Annotated in this window: 23 protein-coding genes; 11 read left to right on the plus strand and 12 right to left on the minus strand. The window is 38.4% G+C overall.

Annotated features, from left to right (window positions below; all coding sequences use genetic code 11):
* Positions 1 to 111: 111 nt before the first annotated feature.
* The 3 genes from B3C94_RS11045 to B3C94_RS11055 form a co-directional block, all read right to left on the minus strand.
* A complete protein-coding gene (locus tag B3C94_RS11045; RefSeq protein WP_293903455.1) occupies positions 112 to 1,791 on the minus strand; it encodes a hypothetical protein in 1,680 nt (559 codons plus the stop codon).
* Position 1,792: 1 nt separating this feature from the next.
* Positions 1,793 to 2,569, minus strand: a complete 777-nt coding sequence (locus tag B3C94_RS11050; protein WP_293903458.1) for an ABC transporter ATP-binding protein — start codon at positions 2,567 to 2,569, stop codon at positions 1,793 to 1,795.
* A 157-nt stretch (positions 2,570 to 2,726) separates the two neighbouring features.
* Positions 2,727 to 3,113: a hypothetical protein gene (locus tag B3C94_RS11055; RefSeq protein WP_293903461.1), complete on the minus strand. Its 387-nt coding sequence runs from the start codon at positions 3,111 to 3,113 to the stop codon at positions 2,727 to 2,729.
* Positions 3,114 to 3,305: 192 nt separating this feature from the next.
* On the opposite strand from B3C94_RS11055, the gene B3C94_RS11060 reads away from it, so the two are divergent.
* Entirely contained in the window at positions 3,306 to 3,566 is a 261-nt protein-coding gene (locus B3C94_RS11060; protein ID WP_293903464.1) for a hypothetical protein, read from the plus strand.
* Here B3C94_RS11060 and B3C94_RS11065 read toward each other — a convergent pair whose 3' ends face one another.
* The 6 genes from B3C94_RS11065 to rplM all read right to left on the minus strand — a co-directional run bounded on the left by B3C94_RS11065 (position 3,567) and on the right by rplM (position 8,250).
* Positions 3,567 to 4,385, minus strand: a complete 819-nt coding sequence (locus B3C94_RS11065; RefSeq protein WP_293903467.1) for a helix-turn-helix domain-containing protein — start codon at positions 4,383 to 4,385, stop codon at positions 3,567 to 3,569.
* 127 nt (positions 4,386 to 4,512) lie between these two features.
* The gene (locus B3C94_RS11070; protein WP_293903906.1) at positions 4,513 to 5,376 is read right to left on the minus strand and encodes an SDR family oxidoreductase; all 864 of its coding nucleotides are present in this window, start codon (positions 5,374 to 5,376) and stop codon (positions 4,513 to 4,515) included.
* Positions 5,377 to 5,560: 184 nt separating this feature from the next.
* On the minus strand, positions 5,561 to 6,397 hold the full coding sequence (tsf, locus tag B3C94_RS11075) for a translation elongation factor Ts (protein ID WP_075994150.1): 837 nt from the start codon (positions 6,395 to 6,397) through the stop codon (positions 5,561 to 5,563).
* 195 nt (positions 6,398 to 6,592) lie between these two features.
* On the minus strand, positions 6,593 to 7,390 hold the full coding sequence (gene rpsB, locus B3C94_RS11080) for a 30S ribosomal protein S2 (RefSeq protein WP_075994149.1): 798 nt from the start codon (positions 7,388 to 7,390) through the stop codon (positions 6,593 to 6,595).
* Between the two features lie 18 nt (positions 7,391 to 7,408).
* Positions 7,409 to 7,795, minus strand: a complete 387-nt coding sequence (gene rpsI, locus B3C94_RS11085) for a 30S ribosomal protein S9 (RefSeq protein WP_293903472.1) — start codon at positions 7,793 to 7,795, stop codon at positions 7,409 to 7,411.
* An 11-nt stretch (positions 7,796 to 7,806) separates the two neighbouring features.
* Positions 7,807 to 8,250 carry a 50S ribosomal protein L13 gene (gene rplM / locus B3C94_RS11090; protein WP_046671993.1) on the minus strand — a complete coding sequence of 148 codons (444 nt, stop codon included), beginning with the start codon at positions 8,248 to 8,250 and terminating at the stop codon, positions 7,807 to 7,809.
* A 235-nt stretch (positions 8,251 to 8,485) separates the two neighbouring features.
* On the opposite strand from rplM, the gene B3C94_RS11095 reads away from it, so the two are divergent.
* From B3C94_RS11095 to B3C94_RS11115, 5 genes are all read left to right on the plus strand, one after another.
* Complete coding sequence (locus B3C94_RS11095; protein WP_293903474.1) at positions 8,486 to 10,207, plus strand: tetratricopeptide repeat protein; 1,722 nt, start codon at positions 8,486 to 8,488, stop codon at positions 10,205 to 10,207.
* Entirely contained in the window at positions 10,197 to 11,000 is an 804-nt protein-coding gene (locus tag B3C94_RS11100) for a DUF4292 domain-containing protein (protein ID WP_293903477.1), read from the plus strand. Before B3C94_RS11095 ends, B3C94_RS11100 begins: the two co-directional genes overlap by 11 nt.
* Before the next feature lie 108 nt (positions 11,001 to 11,108).
* Complete coding sequence (locus tag B3C94_RS11105; protein ID WP_293903480.1) at positions 11,109 to 12,422, plus strand: murein hydrolase activator EnvC family protein; 1,314 nt, start codon at positions 11,109 to 11,111, stop codon at positions 12,420 to 12,422.
* Positions 12,423 to 12,515: 93 nt separating this feature from the next.
* Positions 12,516 to 12,713 carry a twin-arginine translocase TatA/TatE family subunit gene (tatA, locus tag B3C94_RS11110; RefSeq protein ID WP_046671996.1) on the plus strand — a complete coding sequence of 66 codons (198 nt, stop codon included), beginning with the start codon at positions 12,516 to 12,518 and terminating at the stop codon, positions 12,711 to 12,713.
* A gap of 183 nt (positions 12,714 to 12,896) precedes the next feature.
* Positions 12,897 to 14,360, plus strand: a complete 1,464-nt coding sequence (locus B3C94_RS11115) for a LysM peptidoglycan-binding domain-containing protein (protein ID WP_293903486.1) — start codon at positions 12,897 to 12,899, stop codon at positions 14,358 to 14,360.
* A 9-nt stretch (positions 14,361 to 14,369) separates the two neighbouring features.
* Here the strand turns inward: B3C94_RS11115 and B3C94_RS11120 are convergent, their stop codons facing one another.
* Positions 14,370 to 14,882 carry a phosphoribosyltransferase family protein gene (locus B3C94_RS11120; protein WP_293903489.1) on the minus strand — a complete coding sequence of 171 codons (513 nt, stop codon included), beginning with the start codon at positions 14,880 to 14,882 and terminating at the stop codon, positions 14,370 to 14,372.
* A gap of 107 nt (positions 14,883 to 14,989) precedes the next feature.
* The gene (locus B3C94_RS11125; RefSeq protein WP_046671999.1) at positions 14,990 to 15,571 is read right to left on the minus strand and encodes a C40 family peptidase; all 582 of its coding nucleotides are present in this window, start codon (positions 15,569 to 15,571) and stop codon (positions 14,990 to 14,992) included.
* Between the two features lie 537 nt (positions 15,572 to 16,108).
* On the opposite strand from B3C94_RS11125, the gene thrA reads away from it, so the two are divergent.
* The 5 genes from thrA to B3C94_RS11150 all read left to right on the plus strand — a co-directional run bounded on the left by thrA (position 16,109) and on the right by B3C94_RS11150 (position 23,648).
* Positions 16,109 to 18,556 (plus strand): bifunctional aspartate kinase/homoserine dehydrogenase I, encoded by a 2,448-nt coding sequence (gene thrA / locus B3C94_RS11130; RefSeq protein ID WP_293903494.1) that lies wholly within the window; start codon positions 16,109 to 16,111, stop codon positions 18,554 to 18,556.
* Positions 18,557 to 18,639: 83 nt separating this feature from the next.
* Positions 18,640 to 19,578, plus strand: coding sequence for a homoserine kinase (locus B3C94_RS11135; RefSeq protein ID WP_293903908.1), 939 nt, complete (start codon positions 18,640 to 18,642; stop codon positions 19,576 to 19,578).
* Positions 19,579 to 19,731: 153 nt separating this feature from the next.
* A complete protein-coding gene (gene thrC, locus B3C94_RS11140) occupies positions 19,732 to 21,039 on the plus strand; it encodes a threonine synthase (RefSeq protein ID WP_293903497.1) in 1,308 nt (435 codons plus the stop codon).
* Between the two features lie 164 nt (positions 21,040 to 21,203).
* On the plus strand, positions 21,204 to 22,391 hold the full coding sequence (locus B3C94_RS11145) for a class I SAM-dependent rRNA methyltransferase (protein WP_293903500.1): 1,188 nt from the start codon (positions 21,204 to 21,206) through the stop codon (positions 22,389 to 22,391).
* A 60-nt stretch (positions 22,392 to 22,451) separates the two neighbouring features.
* The gene (locus B3C94_RS11150; protein WP_293903503.1) at positions 22,452 to 23,648 is read left to right on the plus strand and encodes an MFS transporter; all 1,197 of its coding nucleotides are present in this window, start codon (positions 22,452 to 22,454) and stop codon (positions 23,646 to 23,648) included.
* Positions 23,649 to 23,921: 273 nt separating this feature from the next.
* Here the strand turns inward: B3C94_RS11150 and B3C94_RS11155 are convergent, their stop codons facing one another.
* On the minus strand, positions 23,922 to 24,683 hold the full coding sequence (locus B3C94_RS11155) for an SGNH/GDSL hydrolase family protein (protein ID WP_293903506.1): 762 nt from the start codon (positions 24,681 to 24,683) through the stop codon (positions 23,922 to 23,924).
* Positions 24,684 to 24,688: the final 5 nt, after the last annotated feature.

Below are 24,688 nucleotides of genomic sequence, written 5' to 3' on the forward strand. Positions count from 1 at the left end.
ACTTTTCGACGATGACAATAGTACATCGATGTTTGTATTGTTTCATTGATAATATTTTATGAATGAATATAAGACCTATACTGACCCTATTTTGCTTTTTTATCTGTGTTGTCAATTGTCGTCGTAGGCTAGGCTTTTCCAATCCTCTCTCTGTAGATATTTTAACATAAGAAAAAATACAATCCATCCAAACCCGGCCAAGATCCAAATTAAAGTCTCATAATGGAAGATTGTTTTATGCAAATATCCCAGAAGCCCCAATAGCCCTAATATCAATAGATTAGTCACTGTTTTTGAACTGGAATGATTCGCTTTTGAAAATGGATAATTTTTAACAAGAAAAAGCATAACGAGAATACTTTCGATGCCCCCGATTGCAGAAGACAATAATAGATCATTAAGAGAAGAGATACCAAATATGGGTATGCATATACAAAGAAATAGGATATTGAATGGCAAAACATATTTAATAAGACATGCTTTAAGAACGCCAGTCATTAATTGCCCTGGTTTTTGTATAGGTGTTATGTGGTATATCCAGGCAGCCTTATATTTATTACTCTGGGTAATAAGATGAAAGACGGTTAATATGGTGAGCAAAGAAAGATAAAACATGACAATATACAGGCCTGAATCCCGGAGTTTTAATATCTTTCCGGCCATGGGGAGATCATCTCCTGTACGTAGAAATAGAAAAACAAAGTAAATAGGCAGATAGGCCAATGAGGGATAAAGTTGCTGTTTGAATTCTCTTGTTTTCGAACTTATAAGCCACACAATGCTAAATCCGGCCTCTTCAACCGGTGATGAACATACCTTTGCAGCAAGCTTTTTATATAAAGGGAATTTGATTGTATTATCTAGGAGTATCGGCGAGCTTTCGTTCGGAAGGTTATCGGCACTTGCGAGCGCAGCTATTTTGGCATTAAATCCTCGCGAAAATAGTTTGCTGCAAGCATAGATGCCACCAAGAGGAGCTAATATACCCAGTGCTGATAAGAAGATAATCGGCAAACTGCTATTGCCAAGGATCAGCGGCTGGAAAGATGCGATCCAAGTGCTAGGGAATAGCCAAAGGAATCGAAGCTGTTCCATGGTCAAATGAGATTCTACAATAGATTGGATCAAATTTGGACCAAGATAATAGGAGAGGAAAAGAACCAGTGAGAGACCGATCTGTATATAAGTAATGACATCTTTAAACTTTTGTATGGGGAGATATTTGATGCTAATCAGATAAAATCCATTGACAAATATCAGCGCGATTAATGTACATAGTATAAGTTGTAAGCATAAAATAAGGACAGAGCCTATATCCCAGTCGAATGCGACATAGATAAGTACAGGCAAAGTTAAAGCGATGACTTGGTTAAAGAGCTTAATTGCAATAAAAGTAATTCGAGAAATAGCCAAGGTCTTATCATCGACCGGCCTTGGCATAATGATATATTGATCTCGCGTATCTAAAAGTATAGGAGAAAAATCGGAAACCAACGTAATGCTCAGCATACTGATAAAACTTAGTAGCATAATCGAAACAGCCAAATATCTATCTGGAATTGATAAAATAATGGCCATGAATATCAAGCCGAATATGAGATACAATACAAATTGTATGATGGAGGAGGAGGAAGAGGATTTGCCTGAGTTGCGCTTCCGGAAGCTAATAGGTTTTCTATTTTCTAAGGTCATTTTCGTTTCTAAAATGACCTTAAATTGTTCATAGTTAATTCCTAAACTTTTCCAGATGCCACGGAAAAGAAGAATAAACCGTAAGATGAGTTTTTCCATGTTATTGAATTGCTGTAATGATATTTGAAGCATCTAACGCGCTACTGTCACTATTGGTTAATTTTGCAAATATATGTTCCAACGATTCGTTAGGGTCGGATTTTAATTCTTCAATCGTACCATCGGCAATAATACTTCCCTGGTTTATAAGTAAAATTCTGTCGGAGACTTTTTCAACAACGTCCATCATATGGGAGCAATAGAAAATAGTCTTTCCTTCCTTTGCAAGCAAAGAAATGAGTTCCTTAACAAATATGACCGCATTGGCATCAAGGCCAGATAGTGGTTCGTCTAGAATGATAATTTGGGGATTGTGTATAATACCTGAAATAAGAAGCACTTTTTGGCGCATTCCTTTGGAGAAGGTGTCCATTCTATTATTTGCATTGGGTTCAAGACCAAAGGCACCCAATAACTTTAGGGAGCGCTCCTGAATAATTTTGTCTTCCATTCCGTACAGCTTACCAACAAAATCTAAGTACTCCATGGGAGTCAGGACTTCATACAGCTCAGCATTTTCAGGAACATAGCCTAGCAGCGCCTTGACGGCAAGCAGATCTTCTTGAATATTGATACCATTAATCTCCACAGTACCTGTGAAATCTTCGATCAGTCCTGTCAGTATTTTAACAGTAGTGGACTTGCCGGCGCCATTTGGACCTATATATCCGATAACCTGACCTGGGAATATATCTAAATTGATTCCTTTTAATATTTCCTTTGTTCCGTATGATTTTTTTAGGTCAACAATACGGATGAGGGGTAATATACTTTCCATATAATTATAATCTTCAAAGTAAACTTACGTAAAAATTTGGAGTTATTAGTTTATAATTGAATGGTAAATAGATTGAAATTCTGAAAACGAAGTCTAATTGATTATGTAATAAAAAAGGGACCTCGGTCCCTTTTATTGCAATTTTATTTTTGGAAAACTATCTGTCATTTTTAGGATATCCTTCTTCATCAAGGTCATCTCTCAAATCTTCCTCATTCTCGGCCAATTTCTTATCTAAAGGCGAAAGCTTTTCATGGTTAAAAGTCTCAATTCGCATATTTGCCTCATCAAGATCTTCTTCTTCGAGTTCACCTTGAGTTGCATATTCGTCTCCGACAAAAGGATTTGAATCGTCATAGGTTGAATCATCATCGACAGCGCCCTCGGCTATTGTATCGTAATCAGCGGGGTGATCATAGTCTGGATCATTATCGTTGACGTCCATTTCATAGCTGTCAAGCTCTTCGTTAAAAGCAAGGTCCTGCTCCATATCCGGATAATCTTCTTCGACTTTTCCATTTTTACGTTCTTTTTTCGACATCATCTTGCTAATTTTTATTCATATGTAAAACAGTTCTCACAATAAAAAGTTTTGGATTTGTTCGTCAAAACGCTTACTCCTGCGGTATTAGGCGATTAGAAATCTGAGGGATTATTTGAAAAATAAAACACAAAAAAATGATCGAAGCAGGCAAACAATGTAAATCTATCTTTGTTCTATTTTAAAACAGGAATTATGATCTTCAAGCGTTTAAATTATCAGACTTTACAGAGTTTACGCCTACAGGGCTACAATATTTTATTGACCATCGGGCGCGCTGAAGACGAGAATCCAATTTATTTCCCCATGAAATTAGAGTCTTTGAATGCTGACCGTTCAAAATTTGAAAGTGATGATACTACTACCTTTCAAGGAAAGAAGATTCTGATTTTAGACGAGGCTATTCAACGTTCTTTAAATCATGATCTCAATGGGATCATACAGCTTGATCATTAACTAAGCACTATTTTTAGATTTTTTATAAGAGCTCGGTGTAATATTTCTTTTTTTCTTGTAGAAATTGGTCAGGTGACTTTCATCGTTAAACCCTAGCTCCGCTACAATTTGTCTCATGCTGTATTTATTCGAGGCTAATCTCTCTTCAATCAGTTCAATACGAATATCATCTACGTAAATTTTGTAGCTTTTTGAATATCTTTTCTTAAAAAATGCACCAAAATAATTTGCCGATATCTGAAACTGATCAGCGATAGATTTTATTTGCAGTTTATCGGGAAAATAGATATTCTGCTGGATGTATTGCTCCATCTCTTGAGCCATATCATAAGACTCATCAACCGGTAACTCCAAATCTTTTAATATGTTTTCGACGATGGCGAAAAGCGACATTGTTTGATGGAAAATAAAACTAGAAACAACAGCATCCTCATGTTCATATTGTTGAATCAGAGAGATTACGCGTTCAATTATTTTTTTGTTTTCTTTTTTTAGTGAAAGGCTTTTATTTAATAAAGTTTTTGAATTAAAGATATCGACGGGGTTGTGGAACAATCTAAAATTTTGCTGTATGTAGTGTAGATCTTTGAAATAGGAGCTGGAGAAATAAAGTGCAGATACAATTGAATCTTTTTTTGTTTCAAGTATTTCGGAATCCCTGTTCATAAAAAGCAGGTTTTCTTTAGGGAATTTTAAATTATTTACCTTTGATACGAGTGTTCCTTCGGAAATATAGACTAGTGCGAAATCAAAGCCCGCTTTGGCTAGTTCTATTTTTTGTTTGTGCCTGATTTTTTGAGAAGCGAAAGATAAATTCATACGTATAAGCCTATTTGAGAAATAATCACTACAAACCTAAGCAAAATGGATCAAAGGCTCTGCTTTTTCCCTCCTAAATATCGATACATTATAATTATAAATAAACTATTTGTTGCTGGAATATCTACTAAGTGCTTTTTGCATTTCTGGTCATCTTTTCAATATTATCCCATTGATCGTCGGGAATAATATCCAGTCCATTGAACTCTCCAGCTCCCTTAAGCCACTCGCCTCCATCTATTGTGATCACATCACCGTTAATATAACTGGCATAATCGGAGACTAGATAAGCGGCGAGGTTCGCAAGTTCCTGTAGTTCACCCAAACGGCCCAAAGGAATGCGTTTGGTAGGCGAAAGAAGTTCACCCAATTCACCCGGGAGTAGACGCTCCATGGCACCTGAGGTTTGAAATGGACCAGGGGCTATGGCATTGAGGCGTATTCCTTTTTTACCCCACTCTACGGCCAGAGATCGGGTGAGTGCAAGAACACCAGCTTTAGCTGTTGCAGAAGGTACTACATAGCCTGAGCCGGTCCAGGCATAGGTTGTTACGATACTCAGTATCGCTTTAGTATGTTCTTTGGCTCCAATCCAGCGTTTTCCCAATGCTAGGGTATAGTTTATGCTACCTTGAAGAACAATACCAATCACAGATTCAAAGGCTCTGTGACTTAAACGTTCTGTTGGCGAGATGAAATTTCCAGCTGCATTGTTGATGAGGATATCTATTCCCCCCAATTGCTCATAGCCATAGGAAACTACGCGCTCGACATCTTCATAATTGCGGACATCCCCAGCAATGGCAAGACATTTCGCTTGATGTTTTTCGGACAATTCGTTTGCTGTATGTTGGATAATGTCATCTTTGCGACTTGTGATCAGACAGGATGCCCCAAGCTCGAGGAAATAATCTGTCATCGCTTTTCCTAGGCCTGTGCCGCCACCTGTAATTAAAATGCGTTTTCCTTTTAAAGCGTTTTCCTTTAACATGCCCATATGCTGTCCAGTTTTTATGTATTCTTAAGTTACACAAATTTGGGATAAAATAAAAACCATGGTGTAGCGGAAAAAATAGTTCGGGCATAAATGGGGCGGGATATAAACAAAAACAGGAGCTATTCATCGAATAGCTCCTGTTTTAAAAATTTCCATTCTGAATAGAATGGCTGTAAACTTATGCGCCTAATTGTACGCGTTTGAAAGCAGTTACAGTTAATCCTTTGGAAACTGAATCCAAGAATTGAGCGATGTTTTTAGAAGAATCTTTTACGAATTCTTGGTTTAACAAAGTTGTATCTTTGAAGAATTTGTTCAATTTACCTTGAGCGATTTTCTCAGCCATTTCAGCAGGTTTGCCTTCAGCAATGATTTGCTCTTTAGCAATAGCGATTTCACGCTCGATTGTGTTTTGATCAACACCATCTTTGTCAATTGCAATTGGGTTCATTGCAGCAATTTGCATTGCAACATCTTTACCAGCTTCTTCAGCACCAGCTGCATCAGCAGAAAGACCCACTAATACACCTAAACGGTAGTTACCGTGGATATAAGCGATAACTTTTTCAGCAGTGATAGTTTCGTATTTAGAAACGTCTATTTTCTCACCAATTACACCAGTTTGCTCGATTAAAGAATCAGCGATGTTTTTTCCATCAAGTTCCAAACCTTTTAATTCTTCCAAAGAAGCAGGTTTATTGTTTAATGCAAGATCTGCAATTTTTTCAGCGAAAGCTACGAAGTCTGCGTTTTTAGCTACGAAGTCAGTTTCACAGTTAACTTCAACTACGATACCTGATTTACCATCAGCAGTAGCTTTAGCGATGATAACACCTTCGTTAGAGTCGCGATCTTGACGGCTAGCAGCTACTTTAGCGCCTTTTTTACGCAAGTAATCTACAGCAGCTTCAAAGTCACCATTAGACTCAACTAAAGCTTTTTTACAATCCATCATACCAGCGCCAGTTTGTTGACGCAATTTGTTTACATCTGATGCAGAAATTTGTACTGACATGTTTATTTCTTTTTATTATTATTTACGACTGAAATTTGTACAATATTAACTTAAAACATGTTAAGCTAATATGAAGTTTAACATTCCTTGATAAACGAGTGTTGTTAAACCAAAAAACCGGACAGAGAGGCTAGTTCAAGAAAAGTAAACTTTTCCAGAAACTAACGCTACGCCATCCGGTTTGGAATAAAAATATTATTCTCCGTCTTTCGCTTTGCGAGGACGTTTAGCTTCTGAAGCTTCACCATTGTCAGCTTTTGCTTTAGCAGCAGCAGCATCTTTTTCAGCTTCTTCTTCTTTGTCGCGTTTGCGCTCGTCCAAACCTTCTTGGATTGCTTGACCAATGATACCTGCGATTAAGCTAATAGATTTGCTAGCGTCATCATTTGCAGGGATTGGGAAATCAATGTTTGAAGGGTCAGAGTTTGTATCTACCATTGCAAAAGTAGGGATGTTCAATTTCATTGCTTCAGAAACAGCGATGTGTTCTTTTTTAACATCGATGATGAATAAAGCAGCTGGTAAACGGTTCAAATCAGCGATACCTCCTAAAAGGTTTTCTAATTTGATACGCTCACGTTGAATCATCAACTTCTCTTTTTTAGACAATACATCGTATGTACCATCTTTTTGCATTTTGTCAATGTTAGACATTTTTTTGATAGACTTACGCACTGTAGCGAAGTTTGTAAGCATACCTCCTAACCAACGCTCAGTCACGAAAGGCATGTTAACCTCTTTTGCTTGTTGTGCGATGATCTCTTTTGCTTGTTTTTTCGTAGCTACGAATAAAACTTTGCGACCTGATTTTACGATTTGTTTGATAGCTGAAGCAGCTTCTTCTAATTTCGTAAGGGTTTTGTTCAAGTCAATGATGTGGATACCGTTGCGCTCCATGAAAATGTACTTAGCCATTTTCGGATCCCATTTACGTGTAAGGTGACCAAAGTGCACACCTGCATCCAATAAATCTTGATAAGTAGTTCTTGCCATTTTTTGATCCTCCTTTGATTAACGTTTACTGAATTGGAATCTTCTACGAGCTTTACGACGTCCTGGTTTCTTACGTTCAACCATACGGTCATCACGTGTTACTAAACCTTTAGCGCGTAATGCAGGTTTAACTTCTGGGTTAAGTTCAACCAAAGCTTTTGAGATCGCTAAGCGAACAGCTTCTGCTTGACCTTTAATACCACCTCCGTTAACGTTTACTTTTACATCAAAGTTTGCTAATTCACCAGCTACGTTCAATGATTGTGTAGCGATGTATTGCAAAGGTAATGTTGGGAAATACTCTTTAAAGTCTTTACCGTTTATGATAATGTTCCCGCTACCAGCAGTTAAGTAAATGCGGGCAACAGCAGTTTTTCTTCTTCCTGAAGTGTTAGTTGTTGACATGACGATTCTCCTTAAAATTTAACTGGTTTTGGATTTTGTGCTTCATGCTTGTGCTCAGTACCAGCATAAACGTAAAGGTTTTTAAACAATTGACGACCTAAACGGTTTTTAGGAAGCATACCACGAACAGCTTTTTCAATAATGCGCTCAGGGAATTTAGCCATTAACTCTTTTGGAGAAACAAAACGTTGACCACCTGGGTAGCCAGTGTAGCGAACGTAAACTTTGTCGCCTAATTTGTTTCCTGTCAATTTGATTTTGTCCGCATTGATAACGATCACGTTATCTCCGCAGTCTACGTGAGGGGTGAATGTAGGCTTATGCTTACCACGAATTACTTTCGCGATGTTACTAGCCAAGCGCCCCAAAATCTCTCCTTCAGCGTCAACAACGATCCACTCTTTGTTAACGGTGTTCTTGTTGGCAGAGACAGTTTTGTAACTTAACGTATTCACTTGCTTTTGTTTAAATAATTTATTAAAATATTTTTCTTTCCCTTATCTCAAGGGTCTGCAAAGGTACATCTAATATTCTATATTTTAAAATCTATTTTACTTATTTTGTTGAAAACGAGTCGAATTTCAAACGAACCCCACTAATCTCAATATTTTTACAACTTCCTCGAATGATTATTGTTACATTAGTTAGTATATTGCAGGAAGAATTTTTAAATTATTATAGCGGAAGTAGATGAGATTGAATTTTTTAGATAAACAATTTTTTATAAGTTTTATTGGTTTATTCCTTATGGCACTGGGCTCAGTGCACGCACAGTCTCCGGATAAAAAGCCGAAACCATACGATGCACGATTCAAAAACGTACAGGAGATATTGAAGCAGGGGAAAATTGGTCCGGGAATGGACTCTCTGGACGCCATAATTGCAGATTATCCGCAAGCAGATGATATCTATTTTACAAAGGCAATTCTGCTTGCACAGATGAGAAATCAAAACGGTGCGATAGAAGCTATAAAAGAAGCTTTGGAAATCCAATCTAAACCCGAATACCTCAGCTTTGCTGTTGATGCTTTTAAAAGCAAAAACGACGCCGATAGCGCATTAATCTATCTCGATAAGCTAATTGACCAGGATGATAATAATACCGCTTCGCTCAAACGTGAACGTATTATGCTCCTATTCAACGGAGGCTACAAGGATGTCGCGCTAGAGTATTTCTATAAAACAAAAGAAATCGCAACGGTTTCTGATACATTGGATATGGTTGGCAGCGTGTTGTTAAATGATGCCGGGAATTATAAAGCTGTAATTGATCTGCTAAAACCTTGGGCCGATAAGGGCACTACTCTTGCTCAGGTATATGGTCAACTGGCTCAGGCTTATAACCTTTCCAAAAATTCAAAGCTTGCGCTGGACTATATTAATAAGGGTATTCAGACGACAAAGGAGGATTTTCTTTATTTTGATTTAGCGGATCTTTATCGATTTGATAAAAAGATAAAATTATCTTTCGATGCCCTTAAGCAAGGATTTCAATCCAAAAAAATTGATTTTGCAGATAAAAATAGGATTATAATGACCTTATTGAATCCAAAAGGCCCTTATACTAAAGAACAGCTTTTGGAATTAGCCAATATCTTGGTAGAAGTTCATCCACGGATTGCCGAAAGCCATATGGCCAAGGGACAGGTGCTCTGGTTGAAAGACGATAAGTCCGCAGCGCAAAGTTCCCTAGCGGTAGCTGTTAGTATGAATCCTTACCAGATTGATGCTTGGCGAATGCTGATGAGCTTGGATATGGACAAGGGAGAATTTGATCAGGCAATTGCTCATGGTGGGGAGGCTTTACATTATGTCGCAAACAATGCGACTATACTTTATTTTACAAGTATGGCTTATCTGATGAAGAAGGATATGGATAATAGCCGCAAGTTTATGGAAGCCGCGCTTAATAATGCCCAGGATGAATCTCCTTTTCTGCAAGCTAATATTTATGGGGGATTAGGTGACATTTATAACTCCCTTAAAATGTACAAAGCTTCTGATGCGGCTTATATCGAAGCTATTCGGTTGGATAGCACAAATGTGACGGCCATGAACAATTTAGCATACTATTTGTCGTTAAGAAAAGAGCGGCTTGATGAGGCAACAAAATATGCTGCAATGGCTACGAAGCTGCAACCCAATAATGGAACTTTTGAAGATACCTATGCTTGGGTGCTGTTCGCGAATGGTAAATATGATGATGCGTTGGTATGGATTCAAAAAGCACTGAAGAACACCAATCCCCAAACTTCGGTTTTGCTGGAACATTATGGGGACATTCTAATGAAGCTTGGGAAAACAACAGACGCTGTTAAACAGTGGAATTTAGCTTTAGAAAAGGGAGTTGATACCGAAGAAAATAAGCTGAAATTGAAAAAGAAGATTGAGACTAAAAGTTATGTGGAATAAAATTGTTTGGGTGAGTGCTGTGGTCTTTTTGCTTTCTTCTTGTAGTTCCAAGAAGAAGCTGCTAAAGGATGCTGACCTCAAAGCTGAGAATGAATTGATCATAAAGGATAATACAAGGGAAGCAAAGAAAAACAGCTTACGGAATCTTTTTTTGACCAATTTGAATTATTCTACTTTTTCCGGAAAAGCTAAAATGCGTCTTGACCTTGGCAAGGATAATTACGATGTCACTTCGAATATTCGAATAGAGAAAGACAAGAGAATATGGATTTCCATTTCCGCTACATTAGGTATCGAAGTGGCTCGGGTACTGATAACACCCGATAGTGTACAGATCTTAAATAAATTCCAGAGTGAATATATGGTTAAACCATTCGATTATCTTTATCGTTTTGCCAGTCCGGATCTGACTTTTGGAAACTTACAGGATCTATTGTTGGCTAACTTGTCTGTGAATCTATTGTCAGATATCGATCAGGTTAATTTTAAACAGGACTCGATGTCTGTCCAGCTAGATGGTAGACTGAATGAATTAGATTTTTTATATAAATTAAATAATAACAATAGACCTTATCAATTCAGATTGGCGCAACTGTCCAAAAAACAGCTGCTGGAAGCTAATTATGGAGAATATGCCATGGCTTCTGGACAAGAATTTCCGATGCTGTTAAAAATGATTATTTCTGATGGGCGCCAAGAGATAAAAACAGAGATAAATTTCAATAAAGTGACTTTTAATGAACCAGTCGAAATGCCTTTTTCAGTATCGTCGCGTTATAAAGTAATCCGATGAGAAGCTGTCTATTTCCATTAGATTTATTACTTTCGCAATTAATTTGCTAAAGTTGGGCGTAAACTGATAGGGGTAGAAAGATGGCAAACACAAAAAATAGTACTGTAAATGAACTTTAAAAAGACGATACTTAGTATAGCTGCTTTCCTATTCATGATTGGGATTTCGTCGGCACAGACTCGGGCTGAACTTGAAAAACAGCGCGAGAAACTCAATCGTGAAATTGCTGAATTACAAAATACGGTCAAAGAGATTGCAAAAGAAAAATCACTGACCCAACAACAAGTAACAGCATTGAGTAAGCAAATTAATTTACGCGAGCAGAAGATAAATACCATCACTTCGGAAGTAGCTGTAATTAATAAGCATATCAACGCAAATACGGCTGCCGTAAGTAAGTTGAAGGCTGAGTTGGAAAAGATGAAACGTGACTATGAGAAGATGGTGATGTTTGCGTTTAGAAATCGAAATGCATACAATAAATTGATGTTTATTTTTGCATCGAAGGATTTTAATCAAGGATTCCGACGGGTAAAGTACCTGCAACAGTTCAACGATTCGAGGAAGCTGAAAGCTGCCGATATTGAAAATACCAAGAAACAGATTGAACAAAAAATCGCTCAATTGCAGGCCGACCGAAATAAACAGGTTGCTTTGATGAAAGAGCAAGAAAATGAGAAAAGAACTATATCACAACAACGATCTGTTTTTTCAGGACAATTAAGTGATCTGATCGTTACAGAACGTGGGGTGAAGAAAGATATTACACAAAAGCAAAAAGAGGAACGTCGTATTAATGCGGCCATTAAGGAAATCATTAGAAGAGAGATTGAAGCTGAACGCCGGCGGGCTGAGGCGGCACGTCGTGCAGCAGAAGCTGCTGCGGAGCGTAACCGCAAAGCGAATGAATCTGGATCGAATACAAAAGGTAAGAACAATACAAGTTCGAAAAGCAGTAATACCACGCGAAAATCAGATTCTGAAGTCTTACGTAGTACCCCTGAAGCAGTCAAACTTTCAAACGACTTTAGATCTAACCGCGGTAGTTTACCTTGGCCTGTTTCTAATGCGAAGATTATGCAAGAGTTTGGTTCTGAAAGTGTCGGAAGAAATGTCAATTGGGATCACGAAACTGTTAAAATACAAACATCAAGCGGTGCGGCCGTGAAGGCGGTATTTAATGGAGAAGTTTTGAGTATAGTATCGATGATGGGGCAGCGTATTGTTATGATTAAACATGGTGAGTACTTTACGGTATATATGAATTTGGCTGGAGTAAGTGTTTCAAAAGGACAGAAAGTAAGCACTGGACAAACTATTGGAACGGCAGATGTAGACTCGGATACAGGTGTTCCAATGGTAGAATTTTCTGTATTACAAGGAACAACACCAATGAATCCGATGTCGTGGTTGGCGAGATAAGAAATAATTACTATATTTAATAATTATCATTACATTTGTAATGAAAGAGAAAAGTTTTAGTTTAAAAGAATTGAAAAACAAGAAATTATAGTTATGTCAACATCATTATTAATCATGGGAATCGGGGGGCAAGAGTTAATTGTCATTGTAGTAATATTGTTACTATTATTTGGTGGCAAGAAGATTCCTGAATTGATGCGCGGATTGGGTAAAGGAGTAAAGGAGTTTAAAGAAGGTCAAAAAGATGAGTCTTCACCTGAAAAAAAATCTGAAGTAGAAGATAACAAATAAGGGAAATTTGATCCCATATAGCATAGATACGATTTTGTGAGGAACAAAATCGTATTTTGTTTTATACTCGACCTACAGCAAAATAGGACGAAAACCATTTTTATACTAAAATCCATTTCTAAGCGTTTAGATTATTGTTGATTTTTCAGCAGACGAATCAGACTCGGATTTAACAGTAAATTTATGATCGGAAAACAGACGTTAATTTCAATACTAGGAGGGGTATGCTATGTGCTGCCACTCATGGCCCAAGAAAGCGCTGTAGAAGGCATGAAAGAAGCGACCCAGACCTTCTTTCAAAAAAGCATCGAAAAGGAAAAACAGGAGATTTATCAATACCTAGACAGTATAAAATCTTCAGGAAATAACAGGCATGATTCAGAAATTACAGATGAAGATATACAGCTGGTTCGGAAATTGAAAGCCATCGAGCGTGAAGTGCCGTTGGATTACTCGCCACGGGTAAAAGATTTGGTCGCTAAATATACATCTGATAACTACAACCCCTATATGTGCCGGATGATGGGATTAGGGCAATACTATTTCCCATTGTTTGATAAAATCATGGATGAGGTCGGCGTGCCGCGGGAACTGAAATATTTAAGTGTCGTTGAATCATCTTTAAATCCACGTGATATCTCTAGTGCCGGAGCAACAGGCTTATGGCAATTGATGTACTATGAGGCCAAAACCTATCATCTTACTGTAGACAGTTATACTGACCAACGTATGGATCCGATTGCCTCAAGTTATGCGATCGCAAAGATCTTGAAAGAAGCTTATGATGAGTATGGTGATTGGTTATTGGCGATAGCGTCCTATAATGGTGGTAAAGGCGCCGTTAGCCGTGCGATTCAACGCTCGGGAAAGGAGAAAGCTACCTTTTGGGATATCGCTCCATATCTGACACAACAGACCCAAAACTATATTCCTAAATTTATCGCTATGACATATGCGATGAAATATGCGGATGAAAATGATATTAATGCGGCGGATACCGAACTTTCATTGCGGACGCAGACATTAGATATCAATAAACGGATTTCACTGAATCAAATAGCGGATGCTTTGCATGTGTCGAAAGAGACATTACGCGCATTGAACCCTAGTTTTAAAAAGAATGTATTAAACGGTACTGAAGACTCTCCATTACGACTAGTTTTACCTGTAGTAGATAAAAAGATAGCCACAGAGGAATTGTATGCCGCTCTTAACACGCCAGTACCTTCGGCAGATGTCAGTCAGACTGAAAATTTAGGAGAGTTCCTTCAGAATGGCAGATATAAAGTTAAAGTTGGGGAGACATTTGCTTCCATCGCTGATAAGTTTGAGGTAACCGTACAGGATATAAAATCCTGGAATAATCTGCGTGGCAATCAGATTGTCCCTGGGCAAAATCTACTGATAAAAAAAGAGAATGATTTTGTAGATGCTAAATTAGCCCGTAATACGGAAAGATCTTCTAAGAAGAGCCAACAACGTGCCTCTAATGTTACGCGTACAGCGTATTATATTGTGAAGAAAGGCGATACATTATCTGATATTGCCGATAAAAATGGAACATCCGTCCGTCGGCTTAAAAGTGAAAATGATTTAAGTGGAAATCGGATTAAGCCGGGAATGAAATTGAAAGTATCAAAAAAATAACAGCATGGTTTAGACTAACCATGCTGCATCTTCTTCATTATCGAATTCTTCGAGAGTAACAGTAACGTGTTCTCTCAATATCGTGGAAAGTTTCGTTCCATAGTAGTCACTAAATATAGGAAACTTATGGTGGCTTCTGTCAATTAATACAGCCGTTCTCATTTTCTTAAGCGGAACATTCAAGAATACGCCTAATCCATAAGCTAATGCTCTGCCGCTATTGAGCACATCGTCAACGAGGATAATCGTCTTATCTTTTGCGATATCAACAGGTAAGTCTGTGCTTGCACTTAACGATCGGCTAGTTTTTTTCATAGTGACTTTAATCAATAGGATTTCCTTGTCTGAAATGTCCTGCAAGATCGCCTGTAGACGTTGCGCAAATACATAACCCCTGTCAGCAATTCCTACTAATACGAGCGTTTCATCCTCAAAATTGTCTTCCAAAATTTGATAGGCAATCCGAATAGATTTTTGTTTTATTTGTTCTTTATTTAAGATGAGCGTTTTCTTTGAAGACATAATAGTATTCCGATGATTATAAGGTAAAAATAGGATATTATATTGTATAAAAAAAGTCCAAAACGAGTTAAACGCTTTGGACTTTTCCGTGATCGAATCAATTTTTATTAATTCAATTTATTATCTTTTTCTGCTTTCAATATTTCCGCTGTAAGCGATCTATTATCTTCCGGTAAACGACCTCCATTGTAATAATAACGTCGCCAGTAAGGCTCATCCAAATTGCTGATCATAACCCCCTTGCTCGAAGATGCATGTGCAAACTTATTGTCCCCGATATAAACACCCACATGGGTGATACTTTTACTTCTAATTTTGAAAAATACCAAATCGCCTGCTTTAAGTTCATTCTTTTCGACAGTTTTGACTTGAGAATACTGATTTCTGCTATTATAACCTAATGAAGTGTTAAACACTTTATCGTATAATTCATAAGAAAATTTAGAACAATCAATGCCTCTTTTTGAATCTCCCCCTAAACGGTATGGAGTACCTAGCCATTCATAAACAAATTGGTAAAGTTTGGTATTTGTTGTTGCTGAGACTGCAACTCCCATGATTTGTGAAAAGTATTCTTTCGCTAGGTTATCAGGATCTGATTCGGGTTTGGAGTTTCTGTTGGTTTGTGCCTGCGACACTAGACATAAGCCGATAAATAGCATTGACGCTATAAATTTCTTTGTTTTCATTAAATCGCTTTTTTGTACAACATTTAACTTTTAAAAATTCAACACTGTCATCTATTTTGGACAGCACTGTTGCGAATATAATACAATATCAGTTTAAGGTCAAATTTATTTTAAGGTATTTAACGAAATTTTAACAATTTTAACATCTTGCTAAAGCTCATCTTGGGCATATTGTAAATTAATAGCATTGTCAATTATTGACTACACAAAGTAGATCTTTTGCTACCTCTAAAAACATTGCTATTATGATAGAATGCCACTCTATTCGCGTTCCTGTTGTGAATCTTAAAAAAAATATTAATTTTCTTTGGTAAAGTGATAATATTTGTTCTATATTTACAAAACATAAGCAAAGGCAATGAACACAAATACAATTATTACGTCGATTATTATTACCACCGGGATAAAACTTAGGAGGAAGTAGTTTCGTTGTATATAATTGTAGACACAATATTTAGAAGCGCTTTCCTCAACAAAGGAAAGCGCTTCTTTTTTTATCACAAAAATCATCAATCTAAACAAACAGTATAAAAGAGTATGAAAGTTTTAAAATTTGGAGGAACATCGGTTGGCACAGTGGAAAGTCTCAAGGCGGTCCTAAGTATTGTTAAAAAATCTTACGATGCAAAGGAAAAGCCATTAGTTGTATTGTCAGCCATGTCAGGTGTAACAAACTTACTTACCCAGTTGGCTGAGGATGCTGCAGAAGGAAAATCCTTCTCCGATGGTCTAAAATCCTTGGAGGATAAGCATTTTATGGTGGTTAAAGAGCTTCTGTCAGTGAAATACCAAAATCCTGTGTTTACCAAACTGAAACTATTTTTTAATGAAATAGAGGACCTTCTCCAAGGAATTTTTGCGCTAAGGGAACTAAGCAATCAAAGTAAGGATTTGATCCTTAGTTACGGAGAACGTTGTTCGAATTATATGGTGTCCAAGGTCATGGAGCAGTATATTCCTGAGTCTCTATTTGTAGATGCCTCTCATTATGTGAAAACTGATTCAAATTTTGGTAACGCTCATTTAAATGAAACTTTAACAGAGCAATTGGTGAAATCGCTGTACATCACACACGGCGATAAACTTCTGTTTGTCACAGGTTTCATCGGTAGTAACGAAAATGGCCGTATCACTACATTAGGAAGAGGGGGATCGGATTATACCGCAGCTATTTTCGGGTCAATACTGGGCGCAACGGCGATCGAAATTTGGACCGATGTAAATGGCATGCTAACTGCTGATCCACGGATTGTGAAGAAAGCTTTTTCGTTACCGGTATTATCTTACACCGAGGCCATGGAGCTATCATATTTTGGGGCGAAGGTAATTTACCCGCCGACTATGATTCCGGCTTTTTTAAAGAAAATACCGATTGTTATTCGTAATACCTTTGAACCTGATTTCTCCGGAACAGTGATTCAGTTTGATAGTGGAAAAACTGCGCTGCCAATAAAGGGAATTTCTTCAATCTCGGATATATCGGTAATTAACCTGAGTGGATCTGGTATGATTGGTAAATCGGGCTTTAGTGGACGGCTTTTTACACTCCTCGCTAGAGAACAGATCAATGTTGTACTGATCACACAGTCTTCTTCAGAGCATAGTATCACATTTGCTGTCAATCCATCGGAAGCCAAACGTGCCATCCAATTGATTGAAGTAGAATTTGAACTGGAAATTCAAGCCAATAAACTGGTCGTTCCGGCGATCGAAGATAATCTATCTGTTTTGGCCATTGTAGGTGAAAATATGAAAAGAACACCTGGTATGTCCGGCCGGTTATTTGCTGCTCTTGGCCGTAACGGGATCAATGTTCGTGCTATTGCTCAAGGCTCATCTGAATACAATATATCTGTTATTATTGGTAAAGGTGATTTGGCTAAGGCACTCAACGCTGTGCACGACGCTTTTTTTGCGGAATTAAAGAAAACGTTGCATGTATTTAATATCGGTACAGGTAATATCGGTGCAACGTTATTTAAACAATTGGAAAATCAACACGATTTCCTGCTGGATAAGAATGATATTGAAATTAAGGTTGTCGGAATTTCAAATAGCCGTAAGATGCTTTTTAATACCGAAGGCGTCGACTTAAGCAATTGGTCCGATGAGCTCGCTAAGAATGGAACCGAATCAGACTTAGCATTATTTGTTGAGCGGATGAAAACATTGAATTTACCAAACTGTGTATTTATTGATAATACGGCCAGTAAACTTCCCGCTACCTACTACGAAGATATTTTTAAATCCAATATTTCTATTGTCACTTGTAATAAAATTGCCAATTCAGGAAAATATGAACAATATAAGATCCTCCGAGATACCGCGCATAAACACGGTGTAGATTTCTTTTATGAAACCAATGTAGGCGCAGGGTTACCTATTGTTAGGGTTCTTAAAGATTTGATGCTGAGCGGCGATCGTATAGTGAAGATTGAAGCGATTCTCTCCGGAACAATATCCTATATTTTTAACAATTTTAAAGCGGATGCTTCCTTTTATAATGTGGTAAAACAGGCGCAGGAACTGGGATATACCGAACCAGATCCGAGGGATGATTTAGGAGGTATAGATTTTATGCGTAAAATGCTGATCTTAGCGAGAGATGCCGGTTATGCCATTGAAGCAGAAGATGTGGACCTTGGTGCAATTTTACCTCCAGCGTGTTTAAAAGCGGATACAGTAGATTCTTTCTATACAGAACTGCAACGGGAAAATGGATATTTCGAAGAAATGAAGAAGAAGGCTGCCGATGAAAATAAAGTCATCCGTTATATCGGAAAACTTGAAAATGGGAAGGTCTCCATTTCAATTCAGTTTGTTGATGAAAACCACCCTTTCTATGCATTATCAGGTAGCGATAATATTATATCATTTACTACAGAGCGCTATAAGGAACGTCCTCTGGTTGTAAAGGGGCCTGGAGCAGGGGCTGAGGTGACAGCCGCAGGTGTATTTGCAGATTTGGTAAATGTTGGAGCATAAAAACAAGGAAAAATAATTATTACGTGATGGCCAATAATTTAAATGTAGAATATCTGAAGGATAAAGTAATCAATCTAGACAGTATGCTGTCGGAAGTTCGGGTCTTTGCACCTGCAACTGTCGCAAACATGATCTGTGGTTTTGATATATTGGGATTTGCTGTTGAAGAACCCGGCGATGAAGTGGTTATGCGGCGAACGCAACAGCCGGGAGTTACAATCCGGACAATTACAGGCGACGATGGAAGACTTCCGCTGGATCCCGGGAAGAATACTGTTTCGGCCTGTGTTCAATATCTACTACAGGCATTGAATATTTCGTCAAAGGTAGGGGTCGAAATTGAGTTGCATAAACATATGCCTATTGGTTCTGGATTAGGATCCAGTGCGGCAAGCACCGTCGCAGGACTTTTTGCCATAAATACCATGCTTGGCAATCCGTTGACTAAAGAAGAATTGTTGCCATTCTGTGTGGAAGGTGAACGTTTGGCCTGTGGAACAGGGCACGCCGATAATGTTGCTCCGGCACTTTATGGGGGCATAACATTGATCCGGGGAAATGAGCCCTTGGATGTTATCTCCATTCCTTCACCGAAAGAACTTGTTGCAGCAGTTGTTTTCCCCCAGGTGGATGTGCCGACACGCGATGCCCGACAGCTTATAAAAGATAAAGTATTATTAAAAGATGCTGTGACCCAATGGGGTAATATAGCGGGATTAGTAGCTGCTTTATTCAAAGAAGATTATGACCTTATCGCAAGAAGCATGAAAGATATTCTTATAGAACCAACCCGTGCAATTCTAATTCCTCAGTTTTATGAGATGAAAGAAATTGCTCTGAAAAGTGGGGCATTGAGTTTTGGTATTTCTGGGTCCGGCCCTTCCGTTGTAGCAATAACACGGGACGAAAGCATAGCAAGGGATATCGCGGATAAAATTCAGGCACACCTCAAAGAAAATGAGATAGAAAGTTTTGGTTACGTTTCCCGTGTTAATGTGGAGGGACCAAGAGTATTAAATTGAAATATATTTACTGATAGAATCAAGGGGGATGAAATCGGGTTTTAATCGATCACCACCCCAAAAGAAGATAATTAAATGGAATATCCATTTTCTAAAAATACAAATGAAGATAACTGGATACTCCATATGCCCTTTAAAACAGATGATTAGCATATGAAATTTTATAGTACAAATAATAAAGCATTAGAAGTGTCCTTTAAAGATGCAGTTTTCAATTCGCTACCTGCCGATAAAGGACTGTATATGCCTGAGGTGATCCCCCAATTGGATCCCCTGTTCATTAAGAATATACAGCAATACTCCTTACAGGAGATTGCCTTTGAAGTTGCATCCACCCTATTGGGAAATGATATACCCAAAGCCGATCTAAAGCAGATTGTGAATGATGCGATTAATTTTGACGCTCCCGTAAAATTTTTGACAGACAGTACGGCAGTGCTTGAACTTTTTCATGGGCCTTCTTATGCCTTTAAAGATTTTGGTGCCCGGTTTATGAGTAGGGTTATGGGCTATTTTTCGAAAACGGATGATAAATTATTGGATGTACTGGTCGCAACATCCGGTGATACCGGTGGTGCTGTGGCTTTAGGCTTTCTCGGTGTAGAAGGGACTCGTGTGACGATCTTATATCCCAAAGGTAAAGTCTCTGAAGTGCAGGAATTACAGCTAACCACCAATGGTCAGAATATAAGGGCTATTGAAGTAGAAGGAACGTTTGACGATTGTCAGGCATTGGTAAAACAGGCTTTTAGTGATGCTGAACTCAACCATGTACTACGTTTGACATCTGCCAATTCAATTAATATCGCAAGATTGATCCCACAGACATTCTATTATTTTTATGCGTATGCACAACTGAAATCACAGGGAATTAATGAAGTCGTATTTACGGTGCCTAGTGGTAATTTTGGTAATATTGGAGCGGGTCTATTAGCCTATAAAATGGGACTTCCTGTAAAGCATTTCGTTGCTGCAACAAACGTCAATGATACTGTGCCCAGATTTCTTTCTTCTGGTAAATATGAGCCCCTGCCTTCTATTCAGACATTAAGCAACGCCATGGATGTTGGGAATCCGAGTAATTGGGTACGTATCCAGGATCTCTTTGGTGGTAACGTCGACGAATTAAAAAATATGCTCTCTTCCTATATTTTTACAGATGAAGAAACAAAAGAAGGAATGCGAGAACTGTTTGAAGAATTCGGGTATACCGCCTGTCCTCATACAGCAATCGCATGGCTCGGTGCTCGATCTTATGCGAAAGAAAATCCGGACCAGTATGCTTCGGTTTTCTTATCCACAGCACATCCCTGCAAATTCCCTGATGCTATAGCTGCTGATGTATTTGAAAAAATAGTGTTGCCTGCCGGTGCAGAAGAATTGCAAGGAAAAGAAAAATTAGCAGAACCTTTGAAAGTGGATTTTGAAGCGTTCAAAAAATATCTAATCAACCATAACTAAATACCGAGGGCTCCTTTAGGAGCCCTTTTTATTTTTATACCGAAGTATTTTAAATTCTTGGATTGAAGGGGTTTTTGGAAAATATCTAATATATTGAGGATCTTGGATTGTTTTATCCGGAAAGTTTCGTTAGGATGTCGAATTATTAAGTTAATTTTGCAACAATGAAATCAGTTTATTTGAATAAGGGTAAGGATAAGGCTGCCTGGCAATTGCATCCTTGGGTATTTTCTGGAGCAATTAAATCATTGTCCGATAAAATTGAAGATGGCGAAGTTGTTAGCGTTTACAATGCTGAACGTGAATTTATAGCCTATGGTTTATTTCACAATAGCTCACGTGTAGCCATTCGCCTATTGGAATGGAATCCTCAAACACAGATTGATGCCGATTGGTGGCGAGCTCGTATTCGAAAGGCAGTAGCTGCAAGACAGCATCTGTTACAAGAAGGTGTTACAAATACTGTACGTCTGATTTTTGCAGAAGCAGATTTCCTTCCTGGGCTGATTGCTGATAAATATGCTGATTTTATTTCCATTCAAGTTCACTCCGTAGGGGTTGAAAAAGTCAAATCAATTATTATCGATGAACTGGATGCTTTATTGCAACCTAAAGGAATTTATGAGCGGAGCGACCTGAAATCACGCGAACATGAGGGGCTTCCTGATACAAATGGTCTTTTGCATGGTGAGCTTCCGTCTGAGTTTGTCGACGTTATCGAAAATGGTATTCATTATAAGGTTAACATTATCGATGGACAAAAATCCGGATTCTATTGCGACCAACGTGAAAACCGCCAGCTGACAGCCAACTACGTCTCAAATAAAAGAGTTCTAGATTGTTTTTGCTATTCTGGGGGCTTTACATTAAATAGCTTGAAAAACGGAGCATCAGAAGTTGTATCAGTTGATAGCTCGGCTCTGGCTATTGAAACACTGGAAAAGAATATTGCTGAAAACGGTTTTGAACCGGAGCGGCACAAAGCAATATTGTCTGATGTAAATAAACAATTGCGAAAATTCATTGATGAAGGTGAGAAATTTGATCTAATCGTCTTGGATCCACCCAAATATGCTCCTTCTCGATCCGCTTTGGAGAGAGCATCACGGGCTTATAAAGACTTGAACCGTCGTGGATTAATGCTACTAAACAGTGGTGGATTATTAGCGACTTTTTCTTGCTCAGGTGCAATGGACATGGACACCTTTAAACAGGTGCTTGCATGGGCAGCATTGGATGCCGGTAAGGAAATTCAGTTTATCAGACAATTTCACCAACCTGAAGATCATCCTGTGCGGGCATCATTTCCCGAAGGCGAGTATCTGAAGGGATTATTGGTACGTGTAGTATAGTTATATAAAGATAGTGAGGTTGATTTGAGAAAATCAACCTTTTTAATTTTTAGCGAAATCATGATAAAAGAGAAAACGACTAGACCTATTTTTTCGATTTTGTTTGCCGTGAGCATGGTGCATCTGTTGAATGATATGATTCAAGCTGTGATACCTGCAACTTATCCTTTACTTAAAGAAGAGCATCATCTGAGTTTTTCTCAGGTTGGAATGATCACGATGGTATATCAAATTGCCGCTTCCATATTTCAACCAGTTGTGGGTTCATTTACAGACAAACACCCTGTCCCATATTCGCAGATTATAGGGATGTCTTTTTCGCTCCTCGGTATGCTTTTGTTTTCTAAAGCACATAGCTATGAATGGATCTTATTTTCTGTTTTTCTTGTAGGGATAGGTTCTTCGATATTTCATCCCGAATCTTCGCGCGTTGCCTATATGGCATCGGGTGGACGGAGAAGTATGGCGCAGTCTATTTTTCAGATTGGTGGAAATGCGGGTACCGCTATGGCGCCCATCATTGTCGCTTTCTTAGTTTTGCCGAGAGGCCAGCAGGCAATCGCCTGGATGTGCTTATTCACCATTCTAGGCCAATTCATATCGTATTATATCGGTTCTTGGTATAAAAAAAGACTCCAAAATACAGCAAAATCAACTAAGAGAACAATACGAGTTCCTGATCTGTCCAATAGCCGGATCGTCATGACCGTAATTATACTCCTATTATTGATTGTGTCAAAATACTTCTATATAGCAAGCATTACAAACTACTTCCAGTTTTATACAATAAAGAAATTTGGAATTAATGAAGTGGAAGCACAGCTCTATCTATTTTATTTTCTGATAGCAGTTGCAGTGGGAACCTTATTGGGGGGTGCATTCGGAGATCGATTTGGCCGTAAATACGTTATCTGGTTCTCCGTTTTGGGTGTAGCGCCATTTGCACTGGCATTACCCTATGTCGGCCTCACGATGACCGGTGTATTAATTGTAATGATCGGTTTAATATTATCTTCGGCCTTTCCGGCAATTATTGTTTACGCACAAGAACTGTTACCTAAAAGGTTAGGTATGGTATCAGGCTTATTTTACGGTTTTGCATTTGGAATGGGAGGAATTGGCTCTGCTGTACTTGGATGGCAGGCAGACCATACTTCCATCGAGTTTATCTACCATCTCTGCTCTTATCTTCCATTGATTGGTATCGTGGCCTACTTTCTCCCTGACTTACAAAAAACGCCTTATAAAGAAATTTAGATCACAGGTCATTTCACACACGTGTATGTTAGATAAAAAAACTTGACGATTGTTTGCGAGCATCAATAGCTCGAAAATTGACAGGATGTTTTTCTGTTCTATCACTCGTTGCCGCGAGTTCTATTAAAGTGTGAAACTAAATAGTTCTCAATAAAAACGGGCATAGTGAGCTTGTTGATACTTTAGTGAAAAAACACGAATCAATAGACAATACCCTTTAAGAAAAAAGAGCGAATGTTTTGACCATTCGCTCTTTTTGTTCCTGTTGATCTACTATTTGATACAGTTCATCCATGCGGATGCCATCATCTGTGCCCCGGCAAGTGTAGGATGCACGCCATCTGCTGCCCAATAGGCACCTGGTGCACTCTTCTGGGCATTGTCAAATATTTTTTGATAGGGAATTAAAATCCCTCCGAATTCTTTTGCGATATCTCGAGCAGATTCCTGGTAAGCTAAAAATTTAGGATACCAGGCGTCAGTGATGTGTCCGACTCCTTTCACCGCAAAGGGTTCTCCAATGATCAATTTGACATTTGGAAGCTTTTGAAGTGTTTCATGTAACAACTGTTGATATTGGGATTTATATTCCTCAACGGTCGTTTGCGCTCCGCGGTCGATCGTTCTCCAGAAATCGTTTACACCGATCAAGATACTTAATACAGTTGGTTTAATTGCCAGCGTATCCTCCTGCCAACGTTTTTGAAGATCGGGCACACGATTTCCACTAATGCCTGTATTATATACCTTTAGTTTCTTTACCGGATATTTATTTAAAAGTTGACTGGCCGCCAATAAAGCATAACCATGCCCCAGCGCTGCGGTGTCATTAGCATTTTTGTTATTTCTATCACGGCCTACATCTGTAATGGAATCACCCTGAAATAAAATAATGTCTTCGTTATTTAAACTGATTTTTGAGGAATTAGCTGCTGATTCGTGCGCGAATACATCGTTTCCAAGTAAATTGGCGCCAGTCAATAGACCAGTGCCAATAATGCTTTTTTTGATAAAAGATCTGCGGTTTGTGTTCATTATTA

Origin of the sequence: Sphingobacterium sp. UBA5670 (assembly GCF_002420705.1) — a bacterium.
Lineage (GTDB): Bacteria > Bacteroidota > Bacteroidia > Sphingobacteriales > Sphingobacteriaceae > Sphingobacterium.